This window comes from Mediterraneibacter gnavus ATCC 29149, from assembly GCF_008121495.1.
In the GTDB taxonomy this organism is placed as follows: Bacteria; Bacillota; Clostridia; order Lachnospirales; family Lachnospiraceae; genus Mediterraneibacter; species Mediterraneibacter gnavus.
Genome location: NZ_CP043051.1, coordinates 2,319,335 through 2,337,811, shown reverse-complemented (window position 1 = coordinate 2,337,811; position 18,477 = coordinate 2,319,335). Strand labels below are relative to the sequence as shown.

At 45.1% G+C, this 18,477-nt stretch carries 19 protein-coding genes and 3 pseudogenes; 12 read left to right on the top strand and 10 right to left on the bottom strand.

The genetic code is table 11. The features are described from left to right. The first annotated feature begins 151 nt into the window (after positions 1 to 151). From tet(O) to FXV78_RS11550, 11 genes and pseudogenes are all read left to right on the top strand, one after another. Positions 152 to 2,071, top strand: coding sequence for a tetracycline resistance ribosomal protection protein Tet(O) (gene tet(O), locus FXV78_RS11610; RefSeq protein ID WP_000691758.1), 1,920 nt, complete (start codon positions 152 to 154; stop codon positions 2,069 to 2,071). A 51-nt stretch (positions 2,072 to 2,122) separates the two neighbouring features. Then, positions 2,123 to 2,296 (top strand): cysteine-rich KTR domain-containing protein, encoded by a 174-nt coding sequence (locus FXV78_RS11605; protein ID WP_002779755.1) that lies wholly within the window; start codon positions 2,123 to 2,125, stop codon positions 2,294 to 2,296. Positions 2,297 to 2,786: 490 nt separating this feature from the next. After that, positions 2,787 to 3,296, top strand: coding sequence for a sigma-70 family RNA polymerase sigma factor (locus FXV78_RS11590; protein WP_105116765.1), 510 nt, complete (start codon positions 2,787 to 2,789; stop codon positions 3,294 to 3,296). A 94-nt stretch (positions 3,297 to 3,390) separates the two neighbouring features. After that, a complete protein-coding gene (locus tag FXV78_RS11585; RefSeq protein ID WP_000323895.1) occupies positions 3,391 to 3,816 on the top strand; it encodes an RNA polymerase sigma factor in 426 nt (141 codons plus the stop codon). A gap of 83 nt (positions 3,817 to 3,899) precedes the next feature. Then, positions 3,900 to 4,374 (top strand): annotated as a pseudogene (locus FXV78_RS11580) (RNA polymerase sigma factor). A gap of 154 nt (positions 4,375 to 4,528) precedes the next feature. Continuing rightward, a pseudogene (locus FXV78_RS11575) lies at positions 4,529 to 5,561 on the top strand (AAA family ATPase). 517 nt (positions 5,562 to 6,078) lie between these two features. Next, positions 6,079 to 7,044 (top strand): MobV family relaxase, encoded by a 966-nt coding sequence (mobV, locus tag FXV78_RS11570; protein WP_001820668.1) that lies wholly within the window; start codon positions 6,079 to 6,081, stop codon positions 7,042 to 7,044. 8 nt (positions 7,045 to 7,052) lie between these two features. Further along, positions 7,053 to 7,907: a ParB/RepB/Spo0J family partition protein gene (locus FXV78_RS11565; RefSeq protein WP_000743700.1), complete on the top strand. Its 855-nt coding sequence runs from the start codon at positions 7,053 to 7,055 to the stop codon at positions 7,905 to 7,907. A gap of 45 nt (positions 7,908 to 7,952) precedes the next feature. Next, positions 7,953 to 8,183 (top strand): YdbC family protein, encoded by a 231-nt coding sequence (locus FXV78_RS11560; RefSeq protein WP_001206986.1) that lies wholly within the window; start codon positions 7,953 to 7,955, stop codon positions 8,181 to 8,183. A gap of 71 nt (positions 8,184 to 8,254) precedes the next feature. After that, entirely contained in the window at positions 8,255 to 8,446 is a 192-nt protein-coding gene (locus FXV78_RS11555; RefSeq protein WP_001820669.1) for a hypothetical protein, read from the top strand. Positions 8,447 to 8,500: 54 nt separating this feature from the next. Beyond that, positions 8,501 to 10,357, top strand: coding sequence for a recombinase family protein (locus tag FXV78_RS11550; protein ID WP_004844629.1), 1,857 nt, complete (start codon positions 8,501 to 8,503; stop codon positions 10,355 to 10,357). Here FXV78_RS11550 and FXV78_RS18870 read toward each other — a convergent pair. The 7 genes and pseudogenes from FXV78_RS18870 to FXV78_RS11515 all read right to left on the bottom strand — a co-directional run. Continuing rightward, positions 10,347 to 11,510, bottom strand: a pseudogene (locus FXV78_RS18870) (HAD-IC family P-type ATPase); the annotation flags it as partial. The gene FXV78_RS11550 and the pseudogene FXV78_RS18870 sit on opposite strands and share 11 nt — an antisense overlap. A gap of 19 nt (positions 11,511 to 11,529) precedes the next feature. Next, positions 11,530 to 11,844, bottom strand: coding sequence for a DUF6110 family protein (locus FXV78_RS11540; protein ID WP_004844631.1), 315 nt, complete (start codon positions 11,842 to 11,844; stop codon positions 11,530 to 11,532). Between the two features lie 326 nt (positions 11,845 to 12,170). Beyond that, complete coding sequence (locus FXV78_RS11535; RefSeq protein ID WP_004844633.1) at positions 12,171 to 12,341, bottom strand: FeoB-associated Cys-rich membrane protein; 171 nt, start codon at positions 12,339 to 12,341, stop codon at positions 12,171 to 12,173. 138 nt (positions 12,342 to 12,479) lie between these two features. Beyond that, positions 12,480 to 14,651, bottom strand: a complete 2,172-nt coding sequence (feoB, locus tag FXV78_RS11530; protein ID WP_004844635.1) for a ferrous iron transport protein B — start codon at positions 14,649 to 14,651, stop codon at positions 12,480 to 12,482. Positions 14,652 to 14,672: 21 nt separating this feature from the next. Then, complete coding sequence (locus tag FXV78_RS11525; protein WP_004844636.1) at positions 14,673 to 14,894, bottom strand: FeoA family protein; 222 nt, start codon at positions 14,892 to 14,894, stop codon at positions 14,673 to 14,675. Between the two features lie 16 nt (positions 14,895 to 14,910). After that, the gene (locus tag FXV78_RS11520; RefSeq protein WP_004844637.1) at positions 14,911 to 15,123 is read right to left on the bottom strand and encodes a FeoA family protein; all 213 of its coding nucleotides are present in this window, start codon (positions 15,121 to 15,123) and stop codon (positions 14,911 to 14,913) included. A gap of 123 nt (positions 15,124 to 15,246) precedes the next feature. Then, complete coding sequence (locus FXV78_RS11515) at positions 15,247 to 15,666, bottom strand: transcriptional repressor (protein ID WP_004844638.1); 420 nt, start codon at positions 15,664 to 15,666, stop codon at positions 15,247 to 15,249. A 174-nt stretch (positions 15,667 to 15,840) separates the two neighbouring features. Between FXV78_RS11515 and FXV78_RS11510 the strand changes: the two genes are divergently transcribed. Then, a complete protein-coding gene (locus FXV78_RS11510; protein WP_009245279.1) occupies positions 15,841 to 16,215 on the top strand; it encodes a metal-dependent transcriptional regulator in 375 nt (124 codons plus the stop codon). Positions 16,216 to 16,262: 47 nt separating this feature from the next. Here FXV78_RS11510 and FXV78_RS11505 read toward each other — a convergent pair whose 3' ends face one another. From FXV78_RS11505 to xdhB, 3 genes are all read right to left on the bottom strand, one after another. Next, positions 16,263 to 17,024, bottom strand: coding sequence for a C39 family peptidase (locus FXV78_RS11505; protein WP_004844640.1), 762 nt, complete (start codon positions 17,022 to 17,024; stop codon positions 16,263 to 16,265). Positions 17,025 to 17,095: 71 nt separating this feature from the next. Then, positions 17,096 to 17,593: a xanthine dehydrogenase subunit XdhC gene (gene xdhC, locus FXV78_RS11500; protein ID WP_004844641.1), complete on the bottom strand. Its 498-nt coding sequence runs from the start codon at positions 17,591 to 17,593 to the stop codon at positions 17,096 to 17,098. Next, on the bottom strand, positions 17,586 to 18,473 hold the full coding sequence (xdhB, locus tag FXV78_RS11495) for a xanthine dehydrogenase subunit XdhB (protein ID WP_004844642.1): 888 nt from the start codon (positions 18,471 to 18,473) through the stop codon (positions 17,586 to 17,588). Before xdhB ends, xdhC begins: the two co-directional genes overlap by 8 nt. Between the last annotated feature and the right edge of the window lie 4 nt (positions 18,474 to 18,477).

The window sequence follows — 18,477 nt, the reverse complement described above, 5'->3', positions numbered from 1 at the left end:
CCCAGTTTAAGAATACTTTTATCATGTAATTTTATATGCCCGAAAACATATAAGTGTTTTGGGGCTATTGGAGTTATTTACCCAGTGATAGGAGTATTTATCACTGGGTATTTTTATGCCCTTTTTTGGGTGTTGATAGGAGGAAAATCACATGAAAATAATTAACTTAGGCATTCTGGCTCACGTTGACGCAGGAAAGACAACATTAACGGAAAGTTTATTGTATACCAGTGGTGCAATTGCAGAACTAGGGAGCGTAGATGAAGGCACAACAAGGACAGATACAATGAATTTGGAGCGTCAAAGGGGAATCACTATCCAGACAGCAGTGACATCTTTTCAGTGGGAGGATGTAAAAGTCAACATTATAGATACGCCAGGCCATATGGATTTTTTGGCGGAAGTATACCGTTCTTTATCCGTATTAGACGGAGCAGTATTATTAGTTTCTGCAAAGGATGGCATACAGGCACAGACCCGTATACTGTTTCATGCACTACAGATAATGAAGATTCCGACAATTTTTTTCATCAATAAAATTGACCAAGAGGGGATTGATTTGCCAATGGTATATCGGGAAATGAAAGCAAAGCTTTCTTCGGAAATTATAGTGAAGCAAAAGGTTGGGCAGCATCCCCATATAAATGTAACGGACAATGACGATATGGAACAGTGGGATGCGGTAATTATGGGAAACGATGAACTATTAGAGAAATATATGTCAGGGAAACCGTTTAAAATGTCAGAACTGGAACAGGAAGAAAACAGGAGATTCCAAAACGGAACGTTATTTCCCGTTTATCACGGAAGCGCTAAAAACAATCTGGGGATTCGGCAGCTTATAGAAGTAATTGCCAGTAAATTTTATTCATCAACGCCTGAAGGTCAATCTGAACTATGCGGGCAGGTTTTTAAGATTGAATATTCAGAGAAAAGGCGGCGTTTTGTTTATGTGCGTATATATAGCGGAACATTGCATTTGAGGGATGTTATTAGAATATCTGAAAAAGAGAAAATAAAAATCACAGAGATGTGTGTTCCGACAAACGGTGAATTATATTCATCCGATACAGCCTGCTCTGGTGATATTGTAATTTTACCAAATGATGTTTTGCAGCTAAACAGTATTTTGGGGAACGAAATACTGTTGCCGCAGAGAAAATTTATTGAAAATCCTCTCCCTATGCTCCAAACAACGATTGCAGTAAAGAAATCTGAACAGCGGGAAATATTGCTTGGGGCACTTACAGAAATTTCAGATGGCGACCCTCTTTTAAAATATTATGTGGATACTACAACGCATGAGATTATACTTTCTTTTTTGGGGAATGTGCAGATGGAAGTCATTTGTGCCATCCTTGAGGAAAAATATCATGTGGAGGCAGAAATAAAAGAGCCTACTGTTATATATATGGAAAGACCGCTTAGAAAAGCAGAATATACCATCCACATAGAAGTCCCGCCAAATCCTTTCTGGGCTTCTGTCGGGTTGTCCATAGAGCCGCTCCCTATTGGAAGCGGAGTGCAGTATGAAAGCAGAGTTTCACTTGGATATTTAAATCAATCGTTCCAAAATGCGGTTATGGAGGGGGTTCTTTATGGCTGCGAGCAGGGGCTGTATGGATGGAAAGTGACAGACTGTAAAATCTGTTTTGAATATGGATTGTATTATAGTCCTGTAAGTACCCCCGCAGACTTTCGGCTGCTTTCCCCTATCGTATTGGAGCAGGCTTTAAAAAAAGCAGGGACAGAACTATTAGAGCCATATCTCCACTTTGAAATTTATGCACCGCAGGAATATCTCTCACGGGCGTATCATGATGCTCCAAGGTATTGTGCAGATATTGTAAGTACTCAGATAAAGAATGACGAGGTCATTCTGAAAGGAGAAATCCCTGCTAGATGTATTCAAGAATACAGGAACGATTTAACTTATTTCACAAATGGGCAGGGAGTCTGCTTGACAGAGTTAAAAGGATACCAGCCAGCTATTGGTAAATTTATTTGCCAACCCCGCCGCCCGAATAGCCGTATAGATAAGGTTCGGCATATGTTCCACAAGTTAGCTTAACAGCTTGCAAAAGTCATATAAAATGAGATTTGAAAGGATTAGAGACTAATTATGATGAAATGCGAATGGATATTGTGTCCTGTTTGTGGGAGCAAAACCCGTAATAAAATTAGGAAGGACACTGTTTTGGAGAATTATCCCCTTTATTGTCCAAAATGCAGACAAGAAAGATTGATTAAAGTTGACAACTTGAAGATAACTGTCATCAAAGAGCCAGACGCTTAAGACGCAGAGCCGATGAAATTGTGGAACAATTCACGAATCATCGGCTCTTTTTGTTTCGTATTTGAAAGAACAAACTCACCAAATAAAAAAAACGATATTCGGGTGGGTTATTTTGTTATACCCTAAATTACCCTCTGAATTTGTTTTTAAATTTGGAGGGATTTTTTTATGTCCTTTTTTCGGGCAGTTATCTATCTGCTCATACGAAGCAAAATTTATCAATACATAGCATATCAGAGAACGGCAGGAAACCAGTTAAAAAAATTTCTGCCAGTGCAACGGTACTTCTCACCTTGAAAGTAGAAGTACAATCTCCATACAATAGAATTACTATTTCCTATAACCGTAAAGGTCACAGAGCCTTTGCGGTTTTTCTTTTGTCGATTTTTGTTGGAAAGTGCCGTAGGGCTGTTTCTGATATGCGGTGTCGTTCTCCGCCTCTCCATCTGGATTTTTTACATTTCAAAAATTCAGATGGGAGGTATTTATGGTGAAATATGCACCAAGAAAGGTATATATCAGAGAAAGTGGCGGCTATGTGGAATTATCCTACACGGAGTTCTGCCGTTGCAGGGAATCCGACCAGACCTATATGGACAAGCTGTTTATCCCCATTCAAGGCTGTCTGCTTGAAGTCGTGAGGGAGCAATACACAGACTTCTACCGTGACAAGGAACGGTGGCGTTATCTGCAAAAATTAGATACAAAGAATAGACTGCTATCTCTCGACGGATTTACGGACAGCGAGGGGAATCCTCTGGACTTTATCACTGATGAAGCGGTGGACATTGCAGAAACCGTTGTCAATGCGGTCATGGTGGACAGGCTGAAAGCCGCCCTGCCTTTGCTGTCGGATAGTGAACAGGAGCTGATACAGGCAATCTTTTTTGACGGACTTTCCGAGCGTGAAGTCGGGGCGAGGTTGGGCATAACCCAGAGCGTTGTAAACAAACGCAAAGCCAGAATCCTAATAAAACTAAGAAAGATAATAGAAAATTAAAATTTAAGGCGTTCAGCCCCCTTGTTTTTTCCTTTGGGAAGATGAGGGGGCTTTTCTCTGCCCTCTCAATCAATTCTGATTGGAGGAAGTAAGAATGGCATACAACCACGGACGGGAGGACAGGAAATGGCGTATCTGGAAAGAAGCGGAGGAAAAGCTGCTGCGTGAGTGCGGCGTTGATGAAGCGACCATTGAGCAGATACGCATGGCGGACAGGGCAGACTTCAATTCCAACAGGCGGTTTTACCGATGGACGAATGACGTTGCGGAATATCTTGAGGACATGGCAGGCAGGGAGCGGCAGGCGGAAGTGGGTACGGTTGCGGAGTTACTGGAAGAGATTGAGAGCGAAAATCTCTATCAAGTATTAGTCACGGTGGACGGGCGTACCTTGAAAATCGTCCTGCTGAAAATGCAGGGGTATTCCACAAAGGAGATTGCCCCGCTTGTGCATTTGACGACTGGTGCCATCTATGCGAGGTTAGACCATCTGCGGAAGAAGCTGCGGAAAATTTTATAGCTTCTAAAACAGCCTGCCATCCTGCGGGCTACTGGGTGAGGGATGGAAATCCCCTCACTCATTTTTTGCAGGAGGACAACAGGATGGCATACAGGGTTAAGGCATACACGCTTCGGGAGGAATCCACGGAAAGCGGCACAAGGTATTTTATCAGCTTTAAGGACGGGCAGGGCAAATCCCACGAGTTGGAAGTGTCGGAACAGTTCTTTATGGAGTTTCGGCAGATGGAGCGCAGGAACAGGAATCTTTTCTAATGGGACGAGCGGCACAGGGAGTTTAACGAGGTATGGGACGAAACCCTTTACAGACGGGCGTTGCGTGTGCCTAAGAGCCTTGATGAACGCATGGTTGAGGAAGAACGGAATGAAACGCTCTATAAGGCGGTTGGGAGCCTTCCAGAGATACAAAGGCGGCGTTTCCTGCTCTACTACGAGTATGAGTTCAATTTTTACCAAATCGCCGCTATGGAGCATTGCACCGCTTCGGCAATACAGAAATCTGTTGCGATTGCAAAGGAGAAAGTAAAGGCGGAAATTGAAGAAATATCTCCAACCGTGACCGACACCGCCCGAAATAGAAATCTGTTTTTTATTTGTGTGGGATTGGCGGCATTACATACTCTCACTTTTTTCCGTGGGAGTAAATCTATTTTTAAGGAGGTCAACGCCTATGTGCAACGAAAACAAAGACACCGCCCGAAAGGAGGAAAGCCATGCAGAAGTTACAGACAGTCAACGCCGAAACGCTCCTTTATGAACCGCTTGAGAAACCATCCTTTGTGGTGGACAGCCTTATCCCGACAGGCTTATCGCTGTTCTGCGGCTCACAGAAGATAGGCAAAAGCTGGCTCATGCTGAAGCTATGCTTATGCGTGTCGCAGGGAATCCCTTTATGGGATATGCCGACAATGGAGGGCGATGTGCTTTACCTCTGCCTTGAGGACACGTTCTGCCGCATACAGGACAGGTTATTTCGTTTGACGGACGAAGCAAGCGGGCGGCTCCACTTTGCCGTGGCAAGCTGCAAGCTGTCAGACGGTCTTATCGTGCAGCTTGAAGATTATCTGAAAGATTACCCAGACAGCAGGCTCATTGTCATTGATACCTTGCAGAAAGTCCGTACAGCTTCAAAAGACAATGCCTATGCAAGCGACTATGGGGACATCTCCCTCATCAAAGACTTTGCCGACAGGCACTCTCTGGCGGTCATTGTCGTACACCACATCCGAAAGCAGAATGACAGCGACGTGTTCAACAAGGTGTCTGGGACGACAGGATTAACGGGGAGTGCGGACGCTACCTTTGTTCTGGAAAAGGAGAAACGTGCGTCTGACACCGCCAAGCTGTATGTGACGGGCAGGGACACGCCTTATCAGGAATACACGCTGCGTTTCCGTGATTGCCGTTGGGAGCTTGTGGAGCGGAAAACGCAGGAGCAGCTTGCGAAAGAAACGATACCAGATGTCCTTTTTCGGTTGGTGGATTTTATGAGGGATAAGGAAGAATGGATAGGCACGGCAACGGAACTGTTAGCCGCTATGGGGGAAACGGAAACCATACCCACGGTGATTACGAAATGGCTGAATGAATACCGCACCACATTTTTAAGCGAGAACCGTATCTGCTACCAGTACAGCCGCAGGAAAGACGGCAGGCGGATTGCCCTTGCAAGGAGGGCGGGTGACAGCGGTGATGGTGGTGACAGCGATATTAGGATACCCCCCTGTTACTGTCATTGACGCTTAAAGCCATGTAAAGCTGGCGGCTCTGCCCTGCGGGTGACAGCAGTGACGGTGGTGACAGTGATTTTAGGATACCCTGCCGCTGTCATCCCTACGGGAGAACACCCCGTAAACGCAAAATGCAGGCGTGAGATTTACTCGCCCTTTTCGGTCGTGTAAAACCACCCCTGCGGTCAGAAAAATCATTCCGATTTTTCCGACTGCGTTTACAGGGTGTAACACACTACACTTTGCCCTGCAAAGTCGTGTGCCAGACGTTCCCTCTGGACTCCCTTAAGGCAGGGCTGTGCCCTGCTATCCTACGCCTTACGGCTTCGGATAAAAGAATGGCGGCATGACGGTGACGGCTCTTGCGAGGGGGGTATCCCAAAAACACCGTCATCATCGACATGACCGTCATGCAGGGGGTGAGGGTGACAGTTGCGGCAGTCGGCAGGGGGTATCCCAAAACTGCTGTCACCACCGTCACCGCTGTCACCCCAAAGGACGGTCACCCGCCGAAAGAAAGGAGGAATCCGCCTATGCCTTATGCAATCCTGCGTTTCCAGAAACGAAAAGCGGGCGGCGTTGCGGCTTGTGAACGCCACAACGAGCGGAAGAAAGAAGCCTACAAAAGCAACCCAGATATAGATATGGAACGCTCTAAAAACAATTACCATCTCATAGCACCACCAAAGTACACCTACAAGAAAGAGATTAACCGCATGGTAGCCGAAGCGGGGTGCAGGACAAGGAAAGACAGCGTGATGATGGTGGAAACGCTCATCACAGCTTCACCAGAATTTATGAACCAGTTACCGCCCGAAGAACAAAAAGCGTATTTCCAGACGGCTCTTGACTTCATTTCGGAGCGTGTTGGAAAGCAGAATATCCTCTCCGCTGTCGTCCATATGGACGAGAGAACGCCCCATATGCACCTCTGCTTTGTGCCGATTACGCCAGACAATAAGCTGTCAGCGAAAGCTATCTTAGGCAACCAGAAATCATTATCCGAGTGGCAGACCGCCTACCATGAGCGGATGTCCTCACGGTGGAATCAGCTTGAACGGGGGCAGTCCTCAATGGAAACCAAGCGGAAACACGTCCCCACATGGCTCTATAAATTAGGCGGCAGGCTTGATAAACAGTATGAAGAAATCGTGTCTGCCCTATCCGACATCAACGCCTTTAACGCAGGGAAGAAAAGGGATAAAGCGTTAGATTTACTCTCTGCATGGCTGCCAGACGTGGAGAAATTCTCTAAGGAAATCGGGAAACAGCAGGCGTATATCGACAGTTTGAAAGAGAGAATTGGGCAGGAATCAGACTATGCGGGGCGTATGCGTGATGAAAAGTACGAGCAGGAACTAAAGGTGCAGAAAGCGAATCAGAAGATATTTGAATTGCAGAGAACCAACGAGCAGATGGGGCGGCTGCTGTCAAAAATACCGCCCGAAGTGTTGGAAGAATTGCAGAAAAATCATAGAAGCAGAGCGAAAGAAAGGTAGATATGTGAATGAAGAAACAGGATTTTAAGGTGTTAAAGACCAAAGACTTGTACCCGTTCCCCGACAATCCGTTTCATGTGGCAGAAGATGAAACACTGTCAGAGTTAGCGGAAAGCATCAAGGAATTTGGCATTGTCACGCCGATAATCACACGCCCGAAAGAGGACGGGGACGGTTATGAAGTGATTGCAGGACAGCGGCGTGTCCGTGCTTCTGAACTTGCAGGGATAAATACCGTGCCTGCGTTTGTCCTGCCCTTAGACCGTGACCGAGCCATCATCACCCTTGTAGACAGCAATTTGCAGCGTGAGAATATCCTGCCATCGGAGCGGGCGTTTGCTTACAAGATGAAATCCGAAGCCATGAAGCGGCAGGGTTTCCGCACAGACTTAACCTCGTCACAAGTTGTGACGAAGTTGCGGACGGACGACAAGGTGGCACAGGGCTTCGGCGTGGGCAGGATGACCGTGCAGCGTTTTATCCGCCTGACGGAACTGATACCGCCGATTTTGCAGATGGTGGACGAGGGGAAAATCGCCCTCACGCCTGCGGTGGAACTGTCCTTCTTGAAGAAAGACGAGCAGGAAAACCTCTTTGCCACGATGGAGAGCGAAGAAGCAACGCCCTCACTCTCACAGGCACAGCGGATGAAACAGTTAAGCCAGAGCGGGCGGCTTGACATGGATACGATATTTGCGATTATGACGGAGGAAAAGGGCAACCAGAAAGAAACCTTGAAAATCAACACAAGCAAGCTGAAAAAATACTTTCCGAAGAACACAACGCCGAAGCAGATGGAGGAAACCATCATCAAACTTTTGGAGCGTGAGTTGCAGAGGAAACGCAACCGTGACAGCCGCTAATCTTCTTTTTTCGGGAAGTAAATACAGAGAGTTGAGGTATGGAGAATGAGAGAAATCCAGTATGAAATCGTAAAGGAAATCGCAGTATTGTCTACGGGCGACAGTGGCTACACAAAGGAAATCAATCTCATTTCATGGAATGGGAAAGAGCCGAAGTATGACATCCGCAGCTTTTCCCCGAACCGTGAAAAGTGCGGCAAGGGAATCACGCTGAACGCTGATGAAGCGGCGGCACTCCTTAAAGCATTACAGAAAGAATTAAACAGCGAGGATTAATGGTATCTGATTGGCAGGGCGGGGACATTTCCAAACTCTTCCCTGCCCTGTCTGGAAAGGAAGATTTAAGTATGGGCGAGGATAAGAAAGCAGATAAAAAGAGAAAGCGTATCGTGCCAAAAGCACCAGTGCAGATGATAATCAGCCGTGAATATGTCGGCACACAGACCGTTACAGAAGCGTTTGTCCCGATTATCTCCGAGGATATTCGGAAGAAGATTGCCGAGGGCGACACCTTCGACAATGAGGGGCTGTCCGCTTAGAATGTACGCAATGGGACATGAAAACAGATAGGACAGATACGGAGGTTTTACAGTATGGCAGGAATCAAAGAAGAAAAGAAAATCTATTTAGTCGGCATTTATTGCCGCTTATCTAAAGACGATGGTACGGATAACGAGAGTGCGAGCATTGCGACACAGAAATCCATCCTCACGGATTATGTGAAAAAGCAGGGATGGCACATAGCAAAAACGTATGTGGACGATGGTTATTCTGGTACAAATTTCCAAAGACCAAGTTTCCAGAATATGATAAAAGACATTGAAAGCGGTCTGATAAACTGCGTGATTACGAAAGATTTATCCCGTCTGGGGAGAAACTATCTTGATTGTGGGTTATATCTGGAAGTTTTCTTCCCAGAGCATAACGTGAGGTATATAGCGGTCAATGACGGCGTAGATACCTTGAATAAATCTGCTATGGACATCACGCCTTTCCGCAACATTTTAAACGAAATGTATGCCGCTGACATATCTGTTAAGATAAAATCGGCATATCGGGCGAGGTTTCAACAGGGGAAATTCATGGGAACTACCGCCCCTTATGGCTATATCAAAGACCCTGCCGACCACAACCATCTGCTGATAGATGATAAAGTGGCACATGTTGTAAAAGAGATATTCGACCTTGCATTAAAAGGGAATGGAGTTGCCAAAATTTGCAGACATCTTAATAAACAGCATATCCTACGCCCTGCCGCTTATGCGGCGGAGCGTGGCGAAACAGGCTTTGAACGTCATTTTGAGGGGAACGAGGACAAACGCTATATTTGGAGTGGGAACAGCGTGAGGAGCATTTTAAGAAGCCCGATATATGCGGGAAATCTTGTAGGCTACAAACGGATTGCCGCCAATATGAAAATCAAGAAACGCCCCTCTAAGCTGCCCGAAGAATGGGAAGTGATACCCAATACCCATGAGGGAATAGTCACGCAGGAGGAATTTGATATTGTCCAACAGCTTATTACAAGTCGTAGGCTTCCACAGAACAAGGGAGGATTTGTAAATATTTTTGCAGGCGTTATCAAGTGTGTGGACTGCGGATGTGCTCTGCGGGCAATGAACGTACACAGGAGGAAACGCCCAGAGATTATCGACTGTGTACAGTATTCATGTAATAATTATGCAAGAAACGGAAGAAGCGAGTGTAGTGCCCACAATATAGAAGCAAGGGATTTATTCAATGCCGTTCTTGCCGACATCAACTGTTTTGCGGATATGGCAGTGAATGATGAAAAGGCGGTCAGGGCCATAGAAAAGCGGCTCACGGAAACAGACCAGAGCAGGGCGAAAGCATTAGAGAAAGAACGTAAGAAGCTGAACAAACGCCTTGCGGAACTGGACAGGCTGTTTTCCTCTCTCTACGAGGATAAGGTCATGGAGCGTATTACCGAGCGGAATTTTGAGATGATGTCGGGGAAATACCAGAAAGAGCAGCTTGAAATTGAAGCAAGGCTGAAAGAGGTGACGGAAACTCTTAATGAAAGCTACGAGAAATCACGGGGAATCCGTGACTTCCTCGCCCTTATCCGAAATTATCAAGGCTTAAAAGAACTGGATGCAACAGTTATAAACGCACTCATAGACAAGATACTTGTTTCGGAGCGTGAGAAGATGGCAGACGGAACAGTGAAGCAGGAAATCAAGATTTACTATAAATTCATCGGCTTTGTCGATGAATTACATATCATACCTACAAAACGGTGGGCAGCAATGCCCGCTAAAAATTGTACGGTGTGCGGCGTTGAATATGTCCCGGGCTCTGGTGCATCAAGGTATTGTCCTGCTTGTGCCAAGAAGATACGGAGGGAGAAATCAAACGAGAGCAAACGCAGGAGCAGAGAACAGAAAAGGATAGCATGTATGAACTGTCCGCAAAAAATGACCGACTGAACACGATCGTTGTGGCATTTGCAGCAGCTTCCATATATTTTCCGCCTTTTACGGTAATATTATGTGCGCCCGCCTCCCGGATCGCAGACAGTACCGAAATTGGAATCGCCAGCTTGAGTGCACACGAAAAATCTACCATCAGTACTGCCAGTGCCTTGGTCACATCTCTTGTCAGCAGCCAGGTCAGAATCGTTCCTGCCAGTGTATACGGAACCAGTTGATCTGCCAGATGTTCTGCATGACTTTCCAGATTTGATTTCAATTTTTCAGACTCTTCGATCATGGTCACGATTTTTTCAAAACGGGTTGCTTTGCTCACCGCTTTCACGCAGATGATCAGTTCTCCTTCTTCTACAACAGTTCCTGCATATACATAGCTTTCCGCTGTCTTTTTCACCGGAACTGCTTCTCCTGTCATAGAGGCCTGATTGACCATTGCCTCACCACGGGATACGACTCCATCAAATGGAATCACATTTCCCATGCAGACTACTACAAGATCTTCCGGTTCAATCTGTTTTGCGGGAACAAGAATCTCCTGTTCCTCTCTTAAAAGCCAGACTTTCCCCACATTCAGGGACATGTCGCGTGCCAGATCTCCGACAGATTTTTTATGTGTCCATTCCTCCAGCAATTCTCCGATGCCGAGCAGGAACATGATCGAACTTGCGGTATTCATATCTCTGCGCAGGATGGAAACACCGATCGCAGTGGCATCCAGAGCCGCCACTTCCAGTCTGCCTTTTTTCAGACTCGCGATCCCCTGCTGCAGATATTTCAGAGAACGGACACCTGTCCAGACCGCCCGTACCGGTGCCGGTATCAGAAGCTTCCCACCAAAACGCATCACGACTTTCATGAGCAGTTTTTCCTGATATTCTGCGTTCATCTGCCTTCCGGAATGCTCAGTCAGCCCCTCCGGCACTGTCACCCGATCATACCCAAACTTCTGCAGTGCCTTGATGATTTCCCGCCGGTCCTTTTCATAATAGATCACCGCATCCTGTGTTCTTTCATATACTTTTGCTTTTGTCACATTTTCCAGGTTTACGAGATAATACAGCAGAATATCCGCCTCTTCAAACGTCATTTTCGGCTGCACCATATGCACCCGTATTCTTCCCGGTATTTCATGCTTAATTATAAACTTCAATCAAATCCCTCTTTTTATCTTATGCCTCTTCTGCAAAATCTGTGTTGTCTGCCACTGTCTCTTCTGTTACTTCTTCTGCTTCCTGCTCCAGAGCTGCTTCTTTTGCTGCTCTCTCTTCATTGATCTGTTTTGCTTCCGCCAGAATATCTTCTGCATTTTCCTGTACAGTGGATGCTGTCTTCATAACAGAATCTTTTGCACGAAGCACTGCAGCTGTACAATTTGTATACACTTTTTTTGCATCTTTGCTTGACAACAGCTTCACTCCTGCTGTCCCGAATAAAACACCACCTGCAAAAATCCCTAATTTTTTCATTTTAAATACATCTAACATCTTTTCTTCCTCCTGTAAACTGATTCTCTTTTTCTATCTTACTTATGTTTGTAACCGGTATAAAATACCATTACTGCGCAGCATACTGTTGCCCACGCCCAAAATCGGTGTTGTTTCATCTGTTTCCCTTCTTTCTACAATCCATCGATCACTTGTACTTTCTGGTTACATTACACTCATTCTAGAACCCTGATTTTCATTCGTCAATCAAAAATCCGATTATCGATAAATTTTATCAATTTTTCTATCAAAAAAGTGTGGTACCACAGTGCATTTTTTCAAGATTTTACACTCTGCTGATACCACACTTTTCATTCTGCTCTTATTTACTCGGATTTCTTTGTCTGTTCCACTTCACTATGACATCCGCTGCAGCTTCCGCCGCATCCGGAGCACCCTGCACATCCGCCTTTTTTCCGATCACGAATCGTCGCACGGATTGAAAACGAAACAATTACAATTAAAACGATCAAAATAATACATGTTGCTGCATTCACGATTATCACCTTCTAAATTTCTTTTTTATATATTGTATCAGACTCGAGATTCCAATGCCAACTAAATAAAGAAGTATTACAAACAATACCGCGTATCCCATAGATACTACCGATTTTATTCCGCCCATTTTTTCTCCTTTAGGCTTCTGCCACAGAACGTTTTACACTCACTGCTTTTCCTTTATATGGATCTTTTCTGAATAACAGATATAAGACAACTGCCAGCAGCAGGATTGCAACTACTGTAGATGCTCCAAATGTAAGCGCACCTGTCGCAACACCACTGATCTGATATACCATAAATGTTACTACGTATGCAAATACATTCTGGAACAGGATTGCAAACCAGAACCATTTTCTGTCATTGAGTTCCTTTGCCATGGTAGCGATCGCTGCCAGACACGGTGAATCCAAAAGGTTAAAGAGTAGGAAACTGAATCCGGCTGCCGCTGACGGGAACCATGTTGCGACACCGTGTGCTACAACTGCCGGGTCTTCTGTATCTCCGGCTACATTTGCCAGAACTCCCATTGTCGTTACGATTGCTTCTTTTGCTGAGAATCCGGAAAGAGAAGCTGCCACCGGCTGCCATCTTCCAAATCCAAGCGGTGTAAAGATCACTGCGATCACACTTCCGATGGATGCCAGAATACTGTCTGCAGAATCCTCTACTGCCCCAAAGCTTCCATCTATAAATCCATATCCTCCAAGGAACCACATTACGATACAAGCTAGCAGCAGGATCGTTCCGGCTTTTCTGATAAATCCTTTGAGTCTTTCCCATGTATGGAGCAGTACTGTCTTCGCCTGTGGAAGGTGGTATGCCGGAAGCTCCATTACAAACGGTGCCGCATCTCCGTGGAACGGTTTTGTCTTTTTCAGAATAATTGCGGAAACCAGCACTGTCGCAACACCAATCACGTACATGATAAATGTCAGGGATCCTGCCGGAAATCCTGTCGCCTCTGAACCGATCACACCAGCCATCAAAGCGATAACCGGAAGCTTTGCACCACAAGGTACAAATGTAGATGTCATGATCGTCAGTCGTCTGTCATTGTCATTCTCAATCGTCTTGGATGCCATAATTCCAGGAATTCCACATCCGGATGAAATCAAAAGTGGAATAAAACTCTTTCCTGAAAGTCCGAATTTACGGAAAATACGGTCCATGACAAAGGCAACTCTGACCATATATCCACAGTCTTCCAGAATAGAGAGCAATACAAACAAAATCGCCATCTGCGGAAGGAATCCAAGTACTGCACCCAGTCCACCGATAATTCCGTTTACGATCAGATCTTCCAGAAATGCTGCTGTACCGATCGCCTGCAGTCCGGATGCCGCCGCGTCCTGAATCGCTACTACCAGTACATCATTGGTCCAGTCCGTCACATAAGTTCCAATGGTCATTACTGCAATCGCATATACAACATACATCACGCCAAGAAAGATTGGAAGTCCCAGTATCCTGTTTGTCACAATCTGGTCGATTTTATCTGAAGTCGAGAGTTTTTCTTTTGGCTTCTTTACACATTTTTCTACTACATATGTGATTGCCTCATAACGCTCATTTGTAATAATAGATTCTGTGTCATCATCCAGCCTTTCTTCCAGTTTGGCAGCGATTTTTTCTACTTGATTCTGTACAGATGCAGTCAGTTTTAACTGCTCCAGTACTTTCGCATCGCGCTCCAGCAGCTTGATCGCATACCATCTTTTCTGTTCTTCTAAAACGGATGACGGCAACTGTCCTTCCATCTCGGAAACAGCCGCTTCGGTATCCTTTGAAAACTTTATTTCTCCTGAAACAATGCTTTCTTTTTTCGCTGCTGTGACAGCCTCTTTCACTACTTCGCGAATTCCGGTTCCCTTTAAGGCTGAAGTTTTGACTACTTTACATCCCAGTTCTTTTTCCAACGCTTTTGTATCGATGCTGATTTTATTCTTTTCCAGCAGATCCGCCATATTCAGCGCAATTACAACCGGAATTCCAAGCTCTAAAAGCTGTGTTGTCAGATACAGATTTCGTTCAATGTTTGTGGCATCCACCAGATTGATGATCGCTTCCGGCTTTTCTTTTAATAAATAGTCACGGCTTACCACTTCCTCCAGTGTATATGGAGACAAAGAGTAAATTCCCGGAAGGTCTGTTACAATTACATCCTTATTTTCCTTACATTTTCCTTCTTTCTTTTCCACCGTAACTCCCGGCCAGTTTCCAACATACTGATTGGCACCTGTCAGAGCATTGAACATCGTCGTTTTTCCGCAGTTTGGATTTCCTGCCAAAGCAATTTTAATCGCCATCACTCTCTCCCTTTCCTTTCTTTACTCCATCTCAATACAGTCCGCATCGTCTTTTCGCAAAGACAATTCATATCCGCGGATCGTGATCTCGACCGGATCACCAAGTGGAGCCACCTTGCGTACATAAACCTGGCTGCCTTTTGTAATTCCCATATCCATGATACGGCGTTTTAAGGCCCCCTCGCCATGAAGTCGTTTCACTTTTGCAGTCTCACCCACGGCAATATTTCGCAATGTCTTCATTTTCCCTCTTCCTCCTTTAGACCATGATCTTGTTTGCCATCTCTTTGCTGATCGCGACTCTGGAATCTTTGATGCTTACGATCAGATTTCCATTTAACTGAGAAATCACCCGCACTTCTCCTCCGGCTACAAATCCAAGAGTTTCCAGGTGACGTTTCACTTCACTGTTTCCTCCGACTTTCTTAATATAATTGATTTCGTTTGCTGCTGCCATCGTCAAAGGCATCATAATCTCTCCTTTCCAATCACTACTAACTTTTATATTTTAAAACTATTATACGTTAGGCATTTCTAACAATATTCAGTTTACTCTTATCCCTTTCATTTGTCAATCTCTTTTTTATGTTTTCTCTCAGATCATGCCCTTCATGCACTGTTCCGGATTAAAAGAAATAGATACCACTTTCCGGTCATGAAGATATCCGCATGCCTGCAGCCCCTCTTCTACGATAGCTTTCCATTTCTGGGGAGAAATCCGGCACACGCTTTCATCATCCAACACAACAACGCAGGCATCTTCTTTCGGACAAGCTCCGGGACATTCTACTTTATACATGTTTCTTCTGCTGATCGCTCCGATTTCTTCCAGCATATTTATTATTCTGTATACCGTGGCAATCCCAATCTTCTCATCCATTCTGACAGCTTTATAATAAATTTCTTTACAGCTGGAGCACTCATTTTCTAAAATGATGTCAATGAGCGCCAATCTTTGCTTTGTAATCCTGCATCCCTGCTCTTTCAATCTCTGCAAAATCATCTCTCTTTGCATTTTCACATCATTCACAGTCCGCTCCCCTTTCCTTTTGAATCTGTTACTGACTATTTTTTCTCATTAGTTAGTATATTCTAACATTCATAAGTTGTCAATAACATTATAGTGTTTGCCGTCTCTTCTAAAATATGATATACTAAAGACAATTTAACGAGAAACGAGGTGCATACATTGAAGACAAACGAATCTGCAGAAAATTATCTGGAAACGATTCTGATCTTAAGTCAGAAACGTCCGGTTGTACGCTCTGTTGATATCGCTGAAGAACTGGGATTCAAAAAATCCAGCGTCAGTGTTGCCATGAAGAATCTTCGTGAGAAAGAACATATCACGGTTACGAAGGAAGGATTTATCTATCTTACCGAATCAGGAAAAGCCATTGCCGATATGATTTATGAGCGTCACAAGCTTCTGACTGCATGGCTGACACAACTTGGGGTAGATGAAGCTATTGCCGCAGAAGATGCCTGCCGCATGGAACACATCATCAGCAAAGAAAGTTTTGAAGCGATCAAAAATCATATTGAATCACACAGCAGACCATAAAAAAACATCTGTGAAGAACTTTATTTTTTGTTCTCCACAGATGTTTTTTAGTATACCGTCATTGCATATTTCCCTGTCTGATCATAAATTTCCTCTACCCGCTCAAGAGATTCCTCTACTTTCCCCTTCAGGGGATCAAACAACGTCACGCTTTGCTTTTCCAGATTGTATCCACCAAGCACCACACAGTGTTCATTCCAGTACCATCGATATGAATCCCCTCCATACTCTACACTCTGGCTCGAAAAATAGGGATCTTCCAGATCTGATGTCAGCCACAAAAGCACCGGATTTCCAGCTGCCACATACGGAAACAGCTCCTCCAGACTCAGCTTGCTGACATCATACGCTGTATGCTGCTGATATCGCTGTTTCAAAAAGCGGTTTGCCGTATTTACAAGTCCTGGCGGATAGATGCCCACTCCTCCATACGTAGAGGGATCTCCCACATACCCGGATGCATAGTTGTCCCGATTGTAGATCAGATATTCTTCTGCAATCGTGGTTTTTTCGATTGGATATCCTTTCTGTTTCAAAACCATGGTCAGCGCAACACTTTCACACCCGGTCGGTAGTTCCGGCTTCTGCAGGATCACTTCCATTTCGATCTGTGCCTGCTTGGGCAGCTCTCGTCTTTTTTCTTCGATCTTTTTTTCTGCGATTTCTGTCTGCGTCTGTTTCTGGATCACCAGCTGTCTGGCAGACGCCTCCTGCGCTTCTTCTTTTTCCTGCGCTTTTTTCTCACATCCGGTCATAAAAAGTGCTATCGCAAATAGTACCAGAATCAATCCAGCCATATTCTTTTTCATAATCTGTCCTTTCTTTTTACAGATATTGTGTCCAGATTTCCAAAAAGAACTTATGCGACAGCACCTAAATCCTAATTTTCAGTTTTTCCCAGTCGTTTGTACATGGTCTTTTGTACCGCATTCAAAATGTTTTCATATCCGGTACAGCGGCACAGGTGTCCGGATAAAAGTTTCCGTAATTCTTCTCTTGTATATTCTTTGCCTGACTCTAAAATCTCCACTGCACTCATGATCACTCCCGGTGTGCAGAATCCGCATTGTACCGCAGTCTCATCAATAAACGCCTGCTGGATATCTGACAACTCTCCATTCGGTCCCAGAAGGCTCTCCAGTGTCCGGATATTTTTCCCGTCTGCCCATACTGCCAGATAAATACAGGAGTTAAAACACTCGCCGTCAATGATCACATTACAGGCTCCGCATTCTCCGACTTCACAGCCTTTTTTTACACTGGTCAGCCGATAATCATTTCTCAGCATATCCGTCAGTGATGCGCGGACATCCACCATGGTCTCCCTGTATTCTCCGTTGATGGTGCATTTTACCAATTTATACTGCTTCTCACTCATGGATGACACCTCCTGTCCTGACAATCGCCTCTTTTAAAGCGCGCTGACATAAAACTCTTGCGATATGCTCCCGAAATGCCTTGCTGGCTCTCCAACTGTCTCTTGGATGGATATCAAAAAGCACCTGCTCTGCAATCTCCTCCAGTATCCGTGCAGATACTTCTTTTCCTCGTCCTGCCTCTTCTGCATGGACTGCACGCATCGGGATCGGTCCCGCCACACCATACGCAATCCTGACATCCTCTATCACCGTCTTATCTTCTGAAAGCTTTACATTGGCAGAACATCCGAGGGTTGCGATATCCATGGCGTTTCTCATGGCATATTTAATATAATGTCCCCGGTATCCCTGATATGATTGTTTTGGAATCAAAATCCCGGTCTGAAGCTCTCCCTGTCTTATATCCACTTTTCCGGCTTTGATATAAAACTCTCGGATGGGAAGTCTTCTGATGCCTTCCGGGCCTGTCAGTTCTATGATCGCATCCAACGCAAACAGCGTAGATGCCGAATCTGCGGAAGTCACACCATTACATGTGTTTCCTCCGATAGTCCCGATATTGCGGATCTGAGGACCTCCCACCATATCCACCGCTTCCCCAAGGACGGGAATATATTTCTGGATGAGTTCATTTTTTGTGATATGGGAAAAACTGGTGAGTGATCCGATTCTGAGCGTCTCATCTTCTTCCAGACTCACTCCTCTTAATTCATCCAGCCCATAAATACTGACAAGTTCCACTCCTGCCCGCTTTCCCTCACGGATCTGGACCAGCACATCACTTCCCCCTGCAATGATCTGTGCCTGCGGATGCTCTGTCAGAAGGCGGATGGCATCCTGTACATTTTCTGCTTCATAGAGCGCTTTGATATCATACATATTC